We start from the raw sequence: 14,363 nt of genomic DNA, 5'->3' as shown, positions 1-14,363 counted from the left end.
CGGCGCCGCGCTCGGCACGGCGCCGCCTCCCCCGCCGCTGGTCCCGCCAGCAGGCCGGCTACTCCCGCCGGGCCGTGCCGATGACGTGCGGCGCCATGGGCAGGGGCACCCGGGTGTCGGGCATGCGGCAGCGCTCCATGTGCTCCACGGCGAAGCCGGCCGCGGTGATCTCCGCGGCGGTGTCGCGTCCGACGTGGCACCCGCCGGCGAACAGCGGCCACACGGTGCGGTCGAGGGCGTCCTGCACGACCGTCAGCGGCGGCCGCTCGGCCCGGACGTGCTCCCAGAAGACCAGCCGCCCGCCGGGGCGCAGCACTCGGTGCAGCTCCGACAACGCGCGCGCCTGGTCGGCCACGCTGCACAGGACCAGCGTGCTGACGGCGGTGTCGAACTCGCCGTCGCCGGCGGGCAGCGCCTCCGCCATGCCGTCGACCACGCGGACCGGCGCGGCCGCTCGTCCAGCCGCCTGCTCTGCCAGTCCGCGCAGGTACCGCTCCGGCTCGACGGCGACCACCTCGGTGACCGCGGGCGGGTAGTGCGCGAAGTTGACCCCGGACCCCGCTCCGACCTCCAGCACCCGGCCGGCCACGTCGGCGAGCACCCTGCTCCGGACCTCGGCCAGCCCGGACCGCTCCCCCGCCGCGGCCAGCCGGCCGAAGACCCGGGCGAAGACGGGATGGTGGACAGCAGCGGGAGCGGAGGGCACGATTCCAGGATCCCGCGCAGCCCCGCGACTCGGGAAGCCGGGCGGGGCTGGCCGGGATCAGCCCGCGGCGACCGTGTGCAGGGCTGCCCGGAGCCGGTCCCGAGCCTGCGCGGCCCGGGTGCGTTCGACGGCGTCCGCGAACGGGACGTCCACCCGGACGCCCATCCCGGAACCGGTGGCGCGCATCGCACCGGCGTCCCCGGTCACCACTGCACCTCCGCCGAGCCGTGCTCCGCTGCCGCGGGGCGCACCAGCTCCCCGATCTCCAGCCGGGCCACCCGCAGGTCGCCGATGTCGGCGCGCCGCACCGTCAGCCGCCCGACCCGGACCAGTCCGATCGTCAGTGCGCCCACCGCCAGCGCGCCAAGTGCGAACGACCCGACCGCCAGCGCACCCGCTGCCCCGGCGCCGGTCGCCACCCGCCGCACCGCCACCCCCTGCACGGACACCGACCTCGGGCACGGTGCACTCCTCGCCGTCCTCCTGGTCCTCATCGGTCCTCCTCCGTCGCCGTCCGGACGCGAGGGCCCGCGCCCGGTTCGACTCTCCTGCGGATCCGACCGTCCGCACACGGCCCTTGGTCCCTGTCCGGGCCGCCGATGGACGGACGGTCGGTGCACGGTGACGGCCACCGCCGACGGGGCCGGGGGCCGCCCGACCTGGGGCGCCCGACGCGGAGCTCCCCGCTGCGGTGCCGACGGCGATCGGGCCGTTGGTCCCCGGCCGGCAGGACCGCTGACCCGCGCGGGCACGCCGGGGCCTGCGGAGGCTCGGGTCACGACGACCCGACGGAGGTTCGATGAACGGCTCGACGACACCCGGTCCCACGGCGGCGCTCGACGAGCGCATGCAGGCGCTGGAGGCCGCCGTCACCGCGTCGGCGTGGGCGGACCTCGCCACCAGCCCCGCCGAGCAGGTCACCGGCAGCAAGCTGCGCTGGGCGCTGCTGATCGCCGTGAACTGGGTCGGCCCGCTCGCCTGGTTCCGCTGGGGCCGCCGCGACCGCCGGGCGGCCATCCGGTGAGGGACGCCCGGCAGGTGCCGGCCGCCGCCCGGCGCGTCCGGGAGGAGTGGGACCGACTGTCCATCGGGAGGGCGGCGACAGAGGTCTTCGACCCCGGGATGCTCGCCGGGCTCCCGGAACCGGCCCGCCGCTGGCTCGGTCATGCCATCGCTCCGGGCACGCCGCTGTGGGAGGCCGTCGAGCTGCGCATGGAGGGGCAGATCCGGCTGGGCAGCTGGCGGCCGTTCACCGCCCGGCAGGTGCTCACCCCGCCGTCGGGGTTCATCTGGGCGGCGCAGGCGCGGGTCGCCGGCCTGCCGGTGACCGGCTACGACCGGTACAGCGGGACCACCGGGGAGATGCGGTGGCGGTTGCTCGGTGTGGTGCCGGTGCTGTCTTCCAGCGGCCCGGACGTGTCCCGGAGCGCCGCCGGCCGACTGGCGGGGGAAGCGGTCCTCCTGCCGACGGTCTTCCGGCACGCCGACTGGACGGCGGGTGACGAGCCCGACACGACCGTCATGTGCTGGCGACTGGCCGGATCGGACGAGCGCACCACGCTCCGCATCGGCGCCGACGGACGCCTGCGGGAGGCCGTCCTGCAGCGCTGGGGCAACCCGGGCGGTGCCCCGTACGGCCGCCACCCCTTCGGCGTCGCCGTCGAGGCCGAGGCGACCTTCGGTGGCATCACCCTCCCGTCGGCGCTGCGCGCCGGCTGGTGGTGGGGCACGGACCGGGCCGCCGAAGGAGAGTTCTTCCGGGCCCGCATCACCTCCGCCACGTTCTCCTGACCGACGTGCTGGACGCCGCACCGGCGCACCATGCCTCCCTCTCGCCGACGTCGTCCTGGCCAGGCCCGTTCCAGGGGCCGGTCAGCGCAGCGACCAGCGGACCTGAGCCGTGACCGCCACGGTCGACGACCCGGGAGCCAGCGGCACCGCCTCGGCCACCGCCGCGTCGGCGCCCGCGAACGGCATGGGACCGGGCGACGACACCTGCTCCCGGATCTCCACGACCTCGCCGAGTTCCCGGCCCGTCAGTTCCGCGTACTGCTCGGCCTTCTGCCGGGCGACGGCCAGGGCCTCCGCCCGGGCCTCCGCTTCCAGGCCCGCGTCGTCCTCGAGCGCGTAGGAGACACCCCGCAGTCGAGCAGCGTCACCGCCGGCGTCCACCAGCGCCCCGATCGTCCCCCTGCCTCCTGGACGTCGCGCAGTGTGACCGCGAGGTCCTGCCGCGCTGTGTACCCGGTCGGTTCCCGCCGGTCCTCGGCGTAGGCCTGGTCGATGGACAAGCTCACCGTCTGGACATCGCGCTCGGGCACCTCCTGGGCGCGCAGCGCCTCGAAGATGCGCAGCACCGCGGCGTCCGCCTGGTCGAGGGCCTCCTGCACCGTCTCGGCAGTCGCCTCGACGCCGACGGTGACCCGCAGGACGTCGGGTGCGCCCGTGGCCGTGCCGACCCCCTCGACCTGCACAGCGGCGCCGGGCGGGGGCTCCGCGGGTGCGGCTCGAACGGCCTGCGGGCGATCGAGGAGGGCGACAGCCGCCACCGTGGCCACGACGGTCACGAGGACGAGCAGGAGGTGGCGGATGCGGCGATGGGACACGGGAGCCTCCGGTGTCCAACGGTGTCCGACTGTGTCCCGTGGTCAACGCGTCACCCGCACCGGCGGTTCCACCGCTCAGCCCCTTCTCTGCTGGTGCCTGCGGTCATGCCCCCGGCTCGGTGGGCAGGGCCCCGTGGGCGACCGCCTGGACGAGCGTCTCGTGGTCCCGCTCCGTCTGGTCGGCGTAGGCGCGGGCGAACCGGCACAGCGCCACGTCGACCTTGTCGGACTTGCCCAGGTAGCCGGCGATCATCGACGCGCCGCTGGTCCGGGCGTGCCCCTTGGCCAGCAGCCGGCCGCAGACCCCCGCGTAGTCGCTCAGCGCGGCGGCGTCGAGGGAGTCGATCGCGATGGTGCCCTTCATGTTCCTGAACTGGCGGACGTAGTACTGCCGCGACCCGATCGTCGTCCAGCCCAGCAGCGGGTCGCTGACCGTCTGCAGCGCCTGCTGGTACTCCACGACCCGCTGCCCCTGGTGGGCGTGCCAGGCCGACTCGCCGTGGACGTGCTCGGCCACGACCGACCGGCGGGCCTGCTTCAGCTGCAGGAACACCACGTCGTCGGGGCTGCTCCCCTCGCACAGCGCCACGTAGGCGCGCAGCCCCACGCTGCCCACCCCGACGACCTTGTGGGCGACGTCGACGAGCGTGTAGCCGCTGAGCACCCGTCGCCAGTGGGACGGCAGCGTGTCGACGTAGCCGTCCAGCCCGTCGGCCACCGCGGCGACCTCGTCCTGGTCGAGCCGGGTGATCAACGGGGGCTCCTCGACGATCCGCCGTCCCTCCTCCCGCTCCTCGGTGAACCGGGGCAGCGCCCGGTCGCTCACCCGCTTGCGGGCCCGCCGCGCGGCGCGCTCGATCTCCTTCTGCAGCGACTCCTCCCCCACCGTGGTGTGCAGCCCGGTGACGTCCAACCGCTCGAACGACCGCGCCAGCAACGGCTCCCCGGCCAGTCGACGCACGTGCTCCCGGTAACGGCGCGCCATCGACGCCACCGCGTCCTCGCACTGCTCCTCGGTGGCCGAGTTCTGCCGGCCGGCCACCCAGACGCTCGCCGCCAGCCGGCGGAGGTCCCACTCCCAGCCGCCCGGGTGCGCCTCGTCGAAGTCGTTGAGGTCGATGACCAGGTCGCGCTCCGGGGAGGCGTAGAAGCCGAAGTTGCCCAGGTGGGCGTCCCCGCAGATAACCGGCCGGATCCCGGTGGCCGGGAGACCGGCGAGGTCTGCGGCCATCACCACCGCCGTGCCCCGCAGGAAGCCGTAGGGGGAGGCGGCCATCCGGGCCACCCGCACGGGGACGAGCCGCTCCACCCGCCCCAGGTGGGAGGCCCGGACCTGGTCGACGACGTCGGGCCGGTCGAGCGGAGCCGTCCACTGCCCGAGCGCGGAGCGGGGCACCTGCTTGCGCAACGACCGCCCCAGGGCGTACCGCTCCGCGCGGGGTGTGGCGCGACGACGCAGCGAGCCGTAGCCCTCGCCGTCGGCTGCCGTGAGCACGACGTGCCCGTTCTCTCGTCCACCGTCCACCGGCCACCCCAGACACTCGACGGGCCGTGCTCGGCCCTCGGTGCATCCTCCTACCCGTCCTGACGACCGTCAGGGCCACCGGACGGAGTCGGGCGACCGTGCCGGCCGGCCGCACCCACCTCGGCCACCATTCCCGTCCGCGTCTCATCACGCAGAGGTGCAACGCGCCGACAGGGTCACCGCCCTGCGATCTGCGTCACATTTCTCCCATCCGCAGCAGTCCGGTCTGCGAACGCCCTGTAGCACCACACCACCACCAGGGAGCTCCTCATGAACCAGCGACTGCTCATCACCGCCACCACCGCCGGGCTGCTCGGGGGCAGCATGCTGCTCGGCCTCCCGGCCGCCAGCGCCCACCCGTCGAGCCCGCCCGGGCAGGCCAAGACGGTGCAGCTCGACGCCTCGCTCCACGAGCTCAACGACTCGGGCGCCACGGGCACCGCAAGCGCGGTCGTGCGGAACCAGCTGATCCGCTCGATCGAGGTCCAGGCCCACGGCCTGAGCCCGGACGCGCCGCATGCCATGCACATCCACTACGGCGATGACGCTCGCAACGAGTGCCCGACCCTGGCCGATGCCACCAACACCCGCGGGGAGGCCGGGACCTCGCGGCTCAGCACCGTCGACGGCTTGCCGGCGTACGGCCCGATCGTCGTCTCCCTGACCACGACGGGCGACACGAGCCCGGCATCGGCGCTGGCGGTGAGCCGCTTCCCGGTCTCGACGGACGGCGCCCTGCACTACAGCCGGGACAAGATCGAGTTCACCGACGTCGCCGGAACCGGCTACCCGGGGGCAGGCGGGACCGGCACTGCCAAGCAGATCGCCGACGCCATCCGGGACGGGGAGGGCGTCGTCGTGATCCACGGCGTGGACTACAACCACAACGGCCGGTACGACTTCGCCTCCGCAGGCGCCAGCGAGCTCGACCCCTCGCTGCCGGCCGAGGCGACCGATCCTGCGGCGTGCGGCGTGCTGCGCTGACCCGGCCCTGAGGGGGCCTCGTCCATCCGTCGGCCGCCGGCGCTGGTCCCGTCCGGGGCCGGCGCCGGCGGCTCACGAGATCGACCTGCGCCTGTTCCGCGAGGACGCCGGCCGGCGCGCGCGCCTCGTGGGGGATCTCCTTCGGCCTGGCCGCCGCCGTGGTGGCGGTGCTCCGTGCGGCGGGGCTCGTCGAGGCGCTGCTCCCGGTGGCCCCGGCCCGGTCGCCGTCGACCCTGGACTCGCACATCTGGCGGCTGCGCAAGGTCCTGGAACCGCACCGCGACCGCGGCTCACCGTCGGCGGTCCTCCGCCACGACCGCGGCGGGTACCGGCTGGTGCCCGGGGCCGCGAGCATCGACTCGGCGCGGTTCACCGCGTCCGCCGAGGCCACCCGCGCGCTGCTCGCCGACGGCCGGGCGGGCGGGGCAGCCCGGACGGCGGAGGAGGCGCTGGACCTGTGGCGTGGCCGCCCGTACGCCGGCTTCGCGGACGAGGCGTGGGCCGTCGCCTCGGTGGCCCGGCTGACCGAGGTCCGCGACCAGCTGCGCGAACTGCTCACCGAGGCCCTCCTCCGCGCCGGCTCGCCCGCGCGGGCACTGCTCGCCGTGGGCCCGGGTCTGGCGGACACGCCGCTGCGCGAGCGGCTCTGGGCGTTGCGGATGCTCGCTCAGCACCGCCTGGGCCGGGCGGAGGAGGCGCTGCGCAGCTACTCCGAGATCCGCGGGCTGCTGCTCGACGAACTCGGTCTCGAGCCGGGCTGTGAGCTGCGGCGGCTGCACGGGCGGGTCCTCGCCGCGGACCCCACCCTCGCCGGCCCGGCCCCGGCCTCCCCCGCCGTCCCCCAGGTGCACTGACCGGACACGTCGATCGAGTGGCTCAGTCGCTGCGGCCGTGTACGGGTCTGGCGTTCGCCGGGGGTGTCCCGACCTCGTCGATCGTGTGGCCGTCGCAGGCGATCGTGGTCGTGCTGGCCTGCTCGATGCGGGACAGGGTGAACCACCGCATGGCGTCGCGCAGCCGGCACCAGCCGACCAGGTGCCACTGGCCGTTCGTGGAGGCGAACAACACCGGTTCGACGTCGCGGGTGGTCGTGGTGCCCTCGCGCGAGGTGTAGCGGATCCGGACCACTCGTTGCTCGGCCATCGCCGCTTCCAGCGCCGACCTGACGGCGCGCGATCTGGACGGTGGCGCGTTGACCCAGACCCGGTGCGCCAGCTCGTCGGCCTTCGCTCGGGTCAGGGGATCGAGGACGTCCACGATCTTCTGCACGGCGGCTGAGGCCAGATCGCTGTAGGGGGCGTCGGGGGCAGCGGAGACAGCCGCCAGGAGCGCCACTGCCTGGGCCGGGGAGAGACTGACGGGCGGCAGGGACCTGCCCGTGGTCCATCCGTAGCCACCGCCGGGTCCGGGACGTGACCAGATCGGCGCGCCGCTGTTCTCCAGCGCAGCCAGGTCTCTCTTGACCGTTCGCACGGACACGTCGAACTCGGTCGCCAGCCGCTCGGCGGTGCATCCTCGCGCGCCGTTGCGGCGCAGCATCTCGGACAGTGCGTGGAGCCGTTCCGCTCGCTTCACCGTCCTGACGTCACGAAGACCATGACAGAGATGGTGACACACAGCTGTCCAGACGGCCCCGGAGCATCGGGGCATGACCACGACGACGAGCAGCCCGACCACCATCCTGATCGCCGGCCACTGGCTGGGCGCCTGGGCATGGGACGAGGTGCTGGAACACCTGACAGCCGACGACTGGCCGGCGATCCCGATGACGCTCCCCGGACTGGACGAGCAGGATCCCGAACGTTCGTCCAAGACCCTCGACGACCAAGCAGCGGCGATCGAGCAGGTCATGGCACGGGCCGGCGTCAGCGAGGACCAGCCTGCGGTGCTCGTCGCTCACAGTGGGGCCAACGCCCCGGTCAGCCTCGTCCTGGACCGGCACCCCGAGCTCGTCCACCGGGTGGTGTGGGTCGACTCCGGGCCGGTGGCGCCGGGAGGTGCCCTCGCTCCGGACGTGCCGGGCGCACCGCAGGAGCTGCCGCTGCCGCCCTTCGACGTCCTCGGGGAGCAGGCCAGCCTCGAGGGCCTGAGCCCGGAGGTCCTCGAGCGCTTCCGGGCCAGGGCCGTCCCTGAGCCCCGTCCCGTGCTCCGCCAGCCCGTGCAGCTCACGAACGACGCCCGCCGGAGCGTCCCGACCACGCTCGTGTGCTGCTCGATCCCGAGCGCGCAGGTGCTGGAGCTGGCCCGCGCCGGACACCCCGTGTTCGCCGAGGTCGCCGACCTCGAGCAGCTCGAAGTCATCGACCTCCCCACCGGGCACTGGCCCATGTGGAGCCGTCCCCGCGACCTCGCGGACGCGATCCGCTCCGCAGCCTCCCAGGTCGGCTGACGCGCGAGCTGCCAGCACCTGGTGCTGGCGCGGGGTCAGCCGGTCGAGCGCATCGTGCTGCCCCCGAGCGCGGGCGACCAGGAGGCACACGACCTCGGGGTCGAGGACGGTGCCTCCATCGCACCCGCACCCAACGGCACCGACCCCGCCGTCGAACTCGCCAAGGCGGTGGTCGACGAGCTCTACGCCGACTGACCGCCCTGCAGGTGGCGGACGACCTCCTCGAGCTCGCTGGTCGGCGACACGTCGAGGTACTCGCAGTCCTCGAGCGCCTCCGGTGCGTGCCCGGGTGCCCAGTAGAAGGCCTGCCCTGCCTCGTAGGTCGAGTCGCCGTCCGCGGTGTGCATGACCAGTCGGCCGGAGATCATGTACCCCCAGTGCGGGCAGGGGCAGAGATCGCCCGGGAGGCCGGCCAGACCCGGCCGGAGGTCTGCTCCGGCCGGCAGCCGGACCCAGGCGATGCTGTTCTCCCCGGCCCGGTCGGTCCGGAACTCCACGCCTCCGCCCTGGATCGCCATGGGCAGGTCCGTGCGGTCGATGACGCGCATGTCGTCTCCTCGGTTCGGGTGCCGCGGCGGGCACCGGGTCAGGGCTGGATGTTCTGGTTCAGGTGGAACAGGTTGTCGGGGTCGTAGCGCCGCTTCACCTCCCGCAGGCGCGCGTGGTTGGCGCCGTAGTTGGCACCGGCACGCGACTGGTCGTCGGCCGAGGCGAAGTTGACGTAGCCGCCCTCCTCGGAGTGCGGCGCGATCGCCGCGTGGTACTCGCGGACCCAGGCGGTGTTGCGCTCGTTGTCCGCGGGATCGGGCCACATGCCGGCGATCACCGGCGCGAACGAGGCGTCGCGGTGCCCGAACGCCGTGGCGTCGGCCGCCACGTCGTGGACGGCGCCGTTGATCGGGTAGAGGTGCACGGTGGAGTTCACGGTGGGCACCTTCGGCCCGTGCTCCATGTGCGCGGCGATCGCGTCGTCGGTCAGCTCGCGGACGAAGGCGGCCTTCCAGTGGTGCTGCAGCCCCGGCGGCACCAGCCCGTCGAAAGCACTGTTCAGCGCGGCGTAGGCCATCGGGCCGACGTGCTCGGCCACCGGACGGGCGACCTGCCGGAGACCGTCGAGGACCTGCTCCCCCTCCGCCGCGGAGCCGGTCCAGCAGGACACGACGGCGACGAACGGCTCCCCCACCCGGTCCTCCGGCACGAACGGCAACGGCGGCGCGATCTGGAAGGCCGGGAAGCCGCCGTACTCCCGCGGCGCCGTCCGGATGAAGTCCCGGAAATGGGCCAGGACCGCCGGCCCGTCGGCCAGCTCGAAGAACATCGGCCCGCCGAGGACGGTGGTCACCGGGTGCAGCCGGAAGGTGAACCGGGTGACCACACCGAAGTTCCCGCCACCGCCCTGGAGCGCCCAGAACAGGTCGGGGTGCTCCGACGCGCTCGCGGTCACGACCGTCCCGTCGGCGGTCACCACCTCGGCCGAGAGCAGGTTGTCGCAGGAGAGGCCGTAGCCGCGGGCCAGGTAGCCGATGCCGCCGCCGAGGGTCAGGCCGCCGACGCCGGTCGTGGAGACGATCCCGCCGGTCGTCGCCAGGCCGTGCGCGGCGGTGACGTCGTTGAACCGGCCCCAGGTGGCGCCGCCCCCGACGGTGGCCGTGCGCATCTCGTCGTCGACGTCCACCGCCTGCATGCCCGACAGGTCCGCCACGACGGCGTCGTCCGCCGTGCCGAAGCCGGGCACGCTGTGGCCCCCACCGCGCACGGCCAGCGGACTGCCGCTCTCGGCCGCGCAGCGCACGGTCGCCACCACGTCGGCGGTGCCCATGCAGCGGACCACCGCCGCGGGGTGCGCGTCGATCATCGCGTTGTAGACGTGCCGGGCCTCCTCGTAGGCCTCGTCCCCCGGCCGGACGACGCGTCCGTCCACCTGTGTCGTCAGGCTGTCGAGTGCTGGCACGGCCATGGCTCCCCCTCGGGGCTGGATGCCGGTGCGCCGCGGATCCGCGGTGTGCACCCGACGCTAGGAGCGGCGGGCCGGGGCGCACATGACCAGATGTGCGTGACTGTGTCCGCCGGCCGCGCATGGTCAGTTCTGGTCATCGACGCCGAGACCGGGCAGGGCTAGCGTCGGCTCCGTGTCCGGCTGGGCGCCACCACCGCTCCCGGCGCGCTGGTCAGCCCCCGCGCGCCCGCCCTTCGTCGGCCGGTGGGCCGAGCTCAGCGCCTTCGAGGAGGTCTGGTCGGCGGTCCGTGCGGGGAGCCGGCAGGTGGTCTTCGTGGGTGGGGAGCCGGGTGCCGGCAAGTCCCGGTTGCTGGCCGAGGTGGCCACGACGCTGCACGGACACGGGGCAGCCGTCCTGGTCGGCACGTGCGCGGCGGAGTTCGGGCCGCCGTACCAGCCCTTCGGTGCACCGCTCGAGGCGCTGCTGGGCACCCGGACCGAACCGCGCCACGACGAGCGGCTGTCGACCCTGGCCGGGCGGAGCCCGCCGGACGACGCCGACGTCCCCTCCCACGCGCACCGGCGGACGCTGTACGACGCGGCGGTGGACGCGGTCTGCGACGTCACCGCCCGCCAGCCGCTGGTCCTGGCACTGGAGGACCTGCACTGGGCCGGACCGTCCGCGCTGCAGCTGCTCTCCCACCTCGTCGAGCGGACGGCGGACTGCCCGGTGCTCGTGCTGGCCACCCACCGCACGACGGCGCCGGACCGCTCCGCCGGCCTGCTCCGCACCATCGCGCAGCTGCACCGGCTCGACGGGGTCCGCCGGCTGGACCTGGCCGGCCTGGCCGCCGAGGACATCGCCCAGTACCTGGTGGCGGAAGGCCGGCTCTCCCCGCGCGCGGCACGGCGGGCCGCCACGGTGCTGCGGGACCAGACCGGCGGGAACCCGTTCTTCCTCCGCGAGCTGGTGCGCGACCACTCCGCGCGGGGCGGCCTCCTCCCCGGCATGGCGGCACGGAAGGCGCCGGCCTCGGTCCGCGACACGATCCTCGACCGGCTGGAGCAGCTGACGGCGCCCGAGCGCCAGACCGTCGAGCTGGCCGCCGTCGTGGGCGAGGACGTCGGTGTCGCGACGGTCCTCGCGGCAGCGGAGTGGGGCCGGGAGACCACGCTGGCGGCGCTGGACCAGGCCGTCGCGTTCGGACTGCTCGAGCCCGTGCCCCCGACGGACGACGTCCTCCGGTTCCCGCACGCGCTGTCCCGCCAGGCCGTGCTGGACCTGATGCCGGCCTCCCGCCGGCTCAACCTGCACGCAGCGGTCGCGCGTGCGGTCGAGTGCACGGCGCCGGGTTCGGAGCGGCGGACCCAGCAGCTGGCCTTCCACTACGCGCAGTCGCAGGCCCTCGGCCACGCCGGGAAGGCGGTGCAGTACCTCACCGCGGCCGCCCGGGCGGCCGCGCGGAGCCTGGCCCACGAGGACGCCGCGGGCTGGTTCGAGCAGGCCGCCGGCCTCGTCGACCACGGTCCCGAACGCAGCGGGCTGGTGCTGGCGGCCGCCGACAGCCACCTCCTGGCCGGGGACTTCGCCCGCGCCCGGGCCCTCGCCGAAGAGGTGGCCGTCCATGCGGTGGACGCCGACGCACGGCTGACCGGTGCCGTTCTCTTCGAGGACGCCTCCTGGCGGCCCGGCCTGCCCGGGCACCGAGCGGTGCAGCTGCTTTCCGACGCCCTGGCCGGGGTCCAGCCGGACCCTGCCGACCCCGGCTACGTCCGCGGCCTGGCCAGTCTCGGCCGGGCCCTGGCGTTCACCGGCGCCACGGAGCAGGCCGGTTCCCTCGGCCGGCGGGCGATCGCGCTGGCCCGGGCGCACGGGGACGACGAGCTGCTCGCCGACGCGCTGCAGGCCAGCCTCTGGAACGGGCTGCGCCCGGAGGACGCACCGGACAAGTTCGACCGCGCCGGGGAGCTGTCCCGGCTGGCCCACCGGACCGGGGCGATGGGGCACCTGGGCCCGGCGGCCTACTACCGAGGGGTGATCTCCTACCTGCAGGGCGAGCCGGTCGCCCTCGCGGAAGCCCATGACGACCTGATCCGGATGGCCCGGGCCACGGGGCAGACCTTCTTCGACTACATGGCCGGGTGCATGAGCTATGCGCGGCAGTTCGTCGCCGGGGACCTCACCGCGGCGCAGCGCACCTGCGACCTCCTGCTGGAACTGGGCACCTCGTTCGGCAGCGACGACACCGAGGGCCCCTGCGCGGTGCAGAGCTACATGGTCCGGAGGGAGAGCGGGGCCGTCGAGCAGGTGCGCGCGCTGATCACCGGCGACGAGCGCCCGGAGGACCACTGGGCGCCAGGCCTGCTGGCCCTCTACACGGAGCTGGAGCTGGCCCGGCCCGCGGCACGCCTGCTCGCCTGGCTGCTCGACGACCGCCTGACCCGGCACCAGGACTCCGCCCAGTGGCCCTGCGTCCTGGTCTACGCGACCGAGGCGGCGCTCTTCCTGGCGGACGAGGCCGCCGCGCGGACGCTGCGGCCGATGCTGGCCGAGTACACCGGCACCAACCTCGTCGCCGGTCAGTTCGTCGCCGTGTTCGGCAGCGCCGACCGCTACCTCGGTGCCGTGGACTCGTTGCTGGGCGAGGCGGGAGCGGCGGACCTGCTGGCCTCGGCGCTGGAGATGGACGTCCGGATGGCCGCGACCGTGCACGAGGTGCACACCCTCGTGGCGCTGGTGGTGCACGGCCGCCGGACCGGCGCGAGCCCCCGGCAGCTGGAGGAGCTGGTCGGACGGGCCCGGCAGCTGGCCGGCCCCCTCGCGCTCCGCCGGGCGCTGCGGCCCCTCGGCGTGCCGGGGTCACCAGGACCGACGCGAGGTCCCGGCGGCCTGACACCACGGGAGACCGAGGTGCTCCGACTGCTCGGCGAGGGCCTGCTCAACCGGGAGATCGCCCAGCGCCTGGTCATCAGCGAGAACACCGCTGCCAACCACGTGCGCAGCATCCTGGCGAAGACCCACTCCGGGAACCGGACCCAGGCGGCCATGTACGCCGCCGCCCACGGGCTGCTCGACCAGCGGTAGGGACGCAGAGGCAGGCAGTCACAGCGGCGCGGTCGTGCCGTCGGGCCGCACCATCGCCGTCATCTCGACGATGACGTCGGCCGGCAGCCCGGCGCGGACGGCGGCGCGCCGGATCGCCTCGGCCGAGGGGGCCTCGTAGAGGCAGTACGTCTTGCGCTTGTCGGCGGACAGGAAGGAGTACAGCCACTCGACGCCCTCATCGGCGTTGATCCGGTTGACGCCGTCCACCTCGTCGACGCTGAGTTCCAGGTCGTCGGCGTACCTGCGCTCGATCATGAAGACGGGCATCGGCCGGCCCTTCGACGGGGGTCCGACCGTACCCGCCGGCGCGCCCAGTGGGACCAGCCTGCGCACGCCCATCGTCTCGCGTGCTCCGGCCACGGGTGCACCCGGCCGGTGATGCGCTCTCAGCCCGGCGGCTCCGCCTCCGACGACGCGTCGGCCCGGCCTCGCCGCTCACCGGGCCGCTGGTCCTGTCGCTCGCGGTGCAGACGCAACCGGTGGCTGTGGGCCTCGGTGGAATGGACCACGGTGACCGGGCAGGCGGCGTGCATCGCGCACTGCATGCTCGTCGAGCCGAGCAGCATGGTGTGGAAGCCGCCGTGACCGCGGCTGCCCACGACCAGCAGGTCCGCGCCCTGCGACTCGCGGATGAGCGCGTCTGCCGGCGAACCCAGCGAAGCGCGGACTTGCACCTCGGGCAGCGGACCGTCGAACTCGCGGGCGGCCTCGTCGATCGCGGCGCGGACCGTCTCCTCGCCCTGGCTGCGTAGCGTGTCGTGCAGTCGTCGTTCCTCGGGCGAGCCGATCCCGTCGTAGTCCACCCACAACTCAGGCGGTCGGTAGGCGATCACGGCCTCGACCGGCACGCCACGCCGTGCTGCGTCCTCGAGTGCGAACCTCAGTGCTGCCTTCGAGCCCCCTGACCCGTCGACGGCTGCCACCACCCGGGGACCACGCATGACCTCGGGTTCGGCCGGAGCCACGTCGGCGTAGAGGCTCACCTCCTCGTCGTACACCACGCCACCTCCTCGATCCGGCAACACCGTTCGGCACCTGGCCCGGCGGTGTCCTGCTCGGCGTCCCGGGCCGGTCGGTCCTGCGGCGGGAACACGACCGGGACGCCGGTCCG

17 protein-coding genes and 1 pseudogene are annotated in these 14,363 nt (G+C 74.5%); 7 read left to right on the top strand and 11 right to left on the bottom strand.

Annotated features, from left to right (window positions below):
- Positions 1-58: 58 nt before the first annotated feature.
- The 3 genes from O2W16_RS08570 to O2W16_RS08560 are packed head-to-tail and all read right to left on the bottom strand — an operon-like array spanning position 59 to position 1,149.
- Positions 59-706: a class I SAM-dependent methyltransferase gene (locus O2W16_RS08570; RefSeq protein ID WP_269158393.1), complete on the bottom strand. Its 648-nt coding sequence runs from the start codon at positions 704-706 to the stop codon at positions 59-61.
- A 57-nt stretch (positions 707-763) separates the two neighbouring features.
- Positions 764-913: a hypothetical protein gene (locus O2W16_RS08565; protein ID WP_269158392.1), complete on the bottom strand. Its 150-nt coding sequence runs from the start codon at positions 911-913 to the stop codon at positions 764-766.
- A complete protein-coding gene (locus O2W16_RS08560; protein ID WP_269158391.1) occupies positions 910-1,149 on the bottom strand; it encodes a hypothetical protein in 240 nt (79 codons plus the stop codon). Before O2W16_RS08560 ends, O2W16_RS08565 begins: the two co-directional genes overlap by 4 nt.
- Positions 1,150-1,505: 356 nt before the next feature.
- On the opposite strand from O2W16_RS08560, the gene O2W16_RS08555 reads away from it, so the two are divergent.
- Positions 1,506-1,730, top strand: coding sequence for a PLD nuclease N-terminal domain-containing protein (locus tag O2W16_RS08555; RefSeq protein WP_269158390.1), 225 nt, complete (start codon positions 1,506-1,508; stop codon positions 1,728-1,730).
- A gap of 14 nt (positions 1,731-1,744) precedes the next feature.
- Positions 1,745-2,497, top strand: a complete 753-nt coding sequence (locus tag O2W16_RS08550; RefSeq protein ID WP_269158389.1) for a DUF6544 family protein — start codon at positions 1,745-1,747, stop codon at positions 2,495-2,497.
- Positions 2,498-2,578: 81 nt separating this feature from the next.
- Here O2W16_RS08550 and O2W16_RS08545 read toward each other — a convergent pair whose 3' ends face one another.
- From O2W16_RS08545 to O2W16_RS08540, 3 genes and pseudogenes are all read right to left on the bottom strand, one after another.
- A complete protein-coding gene (locus O2W16_RS08545; RefSeq protein ID WP_442928906.1) occupies positions 2,579-2,881 on the bottom strand; it encodes an SIMPL domain-containing protein in 303 nt (100 codons plus the stop codon).
- A 26-nt stretch (positions 2,882-2,907) separates the two neighbouring features.
- Positions 2,908-3,180 (bottom strand): annotated as a pseudogene (locus O2W16_RS21665) (SIMPL domain-containing protein); the annotation flags it as partial.
- Between the two features lie 235 nt (positions 3,181-3,415).
- Positions 3,416-4,837, bottom strand: a complete 1,422-nt coding sequence (locus O2W16_RS08540) for a DUF2252 domain-containing protein (protein ID WP_269158387.1) — start codon at positions 4,835-4,837, stop codon at positions 3,416-3,418.
- A gap of 270 nt (positions 4,838-5,107) precedes the next feature.
- Here O2W16_RS08540 and O2W16_RS08535 point away from each other — a divergent pair, with 270 nt between their 5' ends.
- Positions 5,108-5,821 (top strand): hypothetical protein, encoded by a 714-nt coding sequence (locus O2W16_RS08535; protein ID WP_269158386.1) that lies wholly within the window; start codon positions 5,108-5,110, stop codon positions 5,819-5,821.
- Between the two features lie 167 nt (positions 5,822-5,988).
- Complete coding sequence (locus O2W16_RS08530; protein ID WP_269158385.1) at positions 5,989-6,675, top strand: AfsR/SARP family transcriptional regulator; 687 nt, start codon at positions 5,989-5,991, stop codon at positions 6,673-6,675.
- Between the two features lie 22 nt (positions 6,676-6,697).
- Here the strand turns inward: O2W16_RS08530 and O2W16_RS08525 are convergent, their stop codons facing one another.
- Positions 6,698-7,501, bottom strand: coding sequence for a helix-turn-helix transcriptional regulator (locus tag O2W16_RS08525; RefSeq protein WP_269158384.1), 804 nt, complete (start codon positions 7,499-7,501; stop codon positions 6,698-6,700).
- Between O2W16_RS08525 and O2W16_RS08520 the strand changes: the two genes are divergently transcribed.
- Positions 7,470-8,210, top strand: a complete 741-nt coding sequence (locus O2W16_RS08520; RefSeq protein ID WP_269158383.1) for an alpha/beta fold hydrolase — start codon at positions 7,470-7,472, stop codon at positions 8,208-8,210. The genes O2W16_RS08525 and O2W16_RS08520 overlap by 32 nt on opposite strands.
- Positions 8,211-8,231: 21 nt before the next feature.
- Positions 8,232-8,405: a hypothetical protein gene (locus O2W16_RS08515; RefSeq protein WP_269158382.1), complete on the top strand. Its 174-nt coding sequence runs from the start codon at positions 8,232-8,234 to the stop codon at positions 8,403-8,405.
- Here the strand turns inward: O2W16_RS08515 and O2W16_RS08510 are convergent.
- Entirely contained in the window at positions 8,393-8,758 is a 366-nt protein-coding gene (locus tag O2W16_RS08510) for a cupin domain-containing protein (RefSeq protein WP_269158381.1), read from the bottom strand. The genes O2W16_RS08515 and O2W16_RS08510 overlap by 13 nt on opposite strands.
- 38 nt (positions 8,759-8,796) lie before the next feature.
- Entirely contained in the window at positions 8,797-10,131 is a 1,335-nt protein-coding gene (locus tag O2W16_RS08505; protein WP_269158380.1) for an FAD-binding oxidoreductase, read from the bottom strand.
- A 208-nt stretch (positions 10,132-10,339) separates the two neighbouring features.
- Here O2W16_RS08505 and O2W16_RS08500 point away from each other — a divergent pair, with 208 nt between their 5' ends.
- Positions 10,340-13,231: an ATP-binding protein gene (locus tag O2W16_RS08500; protein ID WP_269158379.1), complete on the top strand. Its 2,892-nt coding sequence runs from the start codon at positions 10,340-10,342 to the stop codon at positions 13,229-13,231.
- 18 nt (positions 13,232-13,249) lie between these two features.
- On the opposite strand, the gene O2W16_RS08495 is transcribed toward O2W16_RS08500, so the two are convergent.
- Together O2W16_RS08495 and O2W16_RS08490 are read right to left on the bottom strand one after the other, a co-directional pair.
- Positions 13,250-13,519, bottom strand: coding sequence for a DUF4242 domain-containing protein (locus O2W16_RS08495; protein WP_269158378.1), 270 nt, complete (start codon positions 13,517-13,519; stop codon positions 13,250-13,252).
- A gap of 119 nt (positions 13,520-13,638) precedes the next feature.
- Positions 13,639-14,193: a universal stress protein gene (locus O2W16_RS08490; RefSeq protein ID WP_269158630.1), complete on the bottom strand. Its 555-nt coding sequence runs from the start codon at positions 14,191-14,193 to the stop codon at positions 13,639-13,641.
- Positions 14,194-14,363 lie beyond the last annotated feature (170 nt).

The organism is Modestobacter sp. VKM Ac-2984 (assembly GCF_026967985.1).
GTDB lineage: Bacteria > Actinomycetota > Actinomycetes > Mycobacteriales > Geodermatophilaceae > Modestobacter.
Note: the sequence above shows the minus strand (reverse complement) of the source record. Positions and strands in the feature narration are given on the sequence as shown.

Excerpts from the sequence above, each read along its gene's own strand:
- O2W16_RS08535 (WP_269158386.1), top strand. The coding sequence starts at position 5,108 with ATGAACCAGCGACTGCTCATCACCGCCACCACCGCCGGGCTGCTCGGG.
- O2W16_RS08495 (WP_269158378.1), bottom strand. The coding sequence starts at position 13,519 with ATGCCCGTCTTCATGATCGAGCGCAGGTACGCCGACGACCTGGAACTC.
- O2W16_RS08490 (WP_269158630.1), bottom strand. The coding sequence starts at position 14,193 with ATGCGTGGTCCCCGGGTGGTGGCAGCCGTCGACGGGTCAGGGGGCTCG.
- O2W16_RS08510 (WP_269158381.1), bottom strand. The coding sequence starts at position 8,758 with ATGCGCGTCATCGACCGCACGGACCTGCCCATGGCGATCCAGGGCGGA.
- O2W16_RS08555 (WP_269158390.1), top strand. The coding sequence starts at position 1,506 with ATGAACGGCTCGACGACACCCGGTCCCACGGCGGCGCTCGACGAGCGC.
- O2W16_RS08525 (WP_269158384.1), bottom strand. The coding sequence starts at position 7,501 with ATGGTGGTCGGGCTGCTCGTCGTCGTGGTCATGCCCCGATGCTCCGGG.
- O2W16_RS08520 (WP_269158383.1), top strand. The coding sequence starts at position 7,470 with ATGACCACGACGACGAGCAGCCCGACCACCATCCTGATCGCCGGCCAC.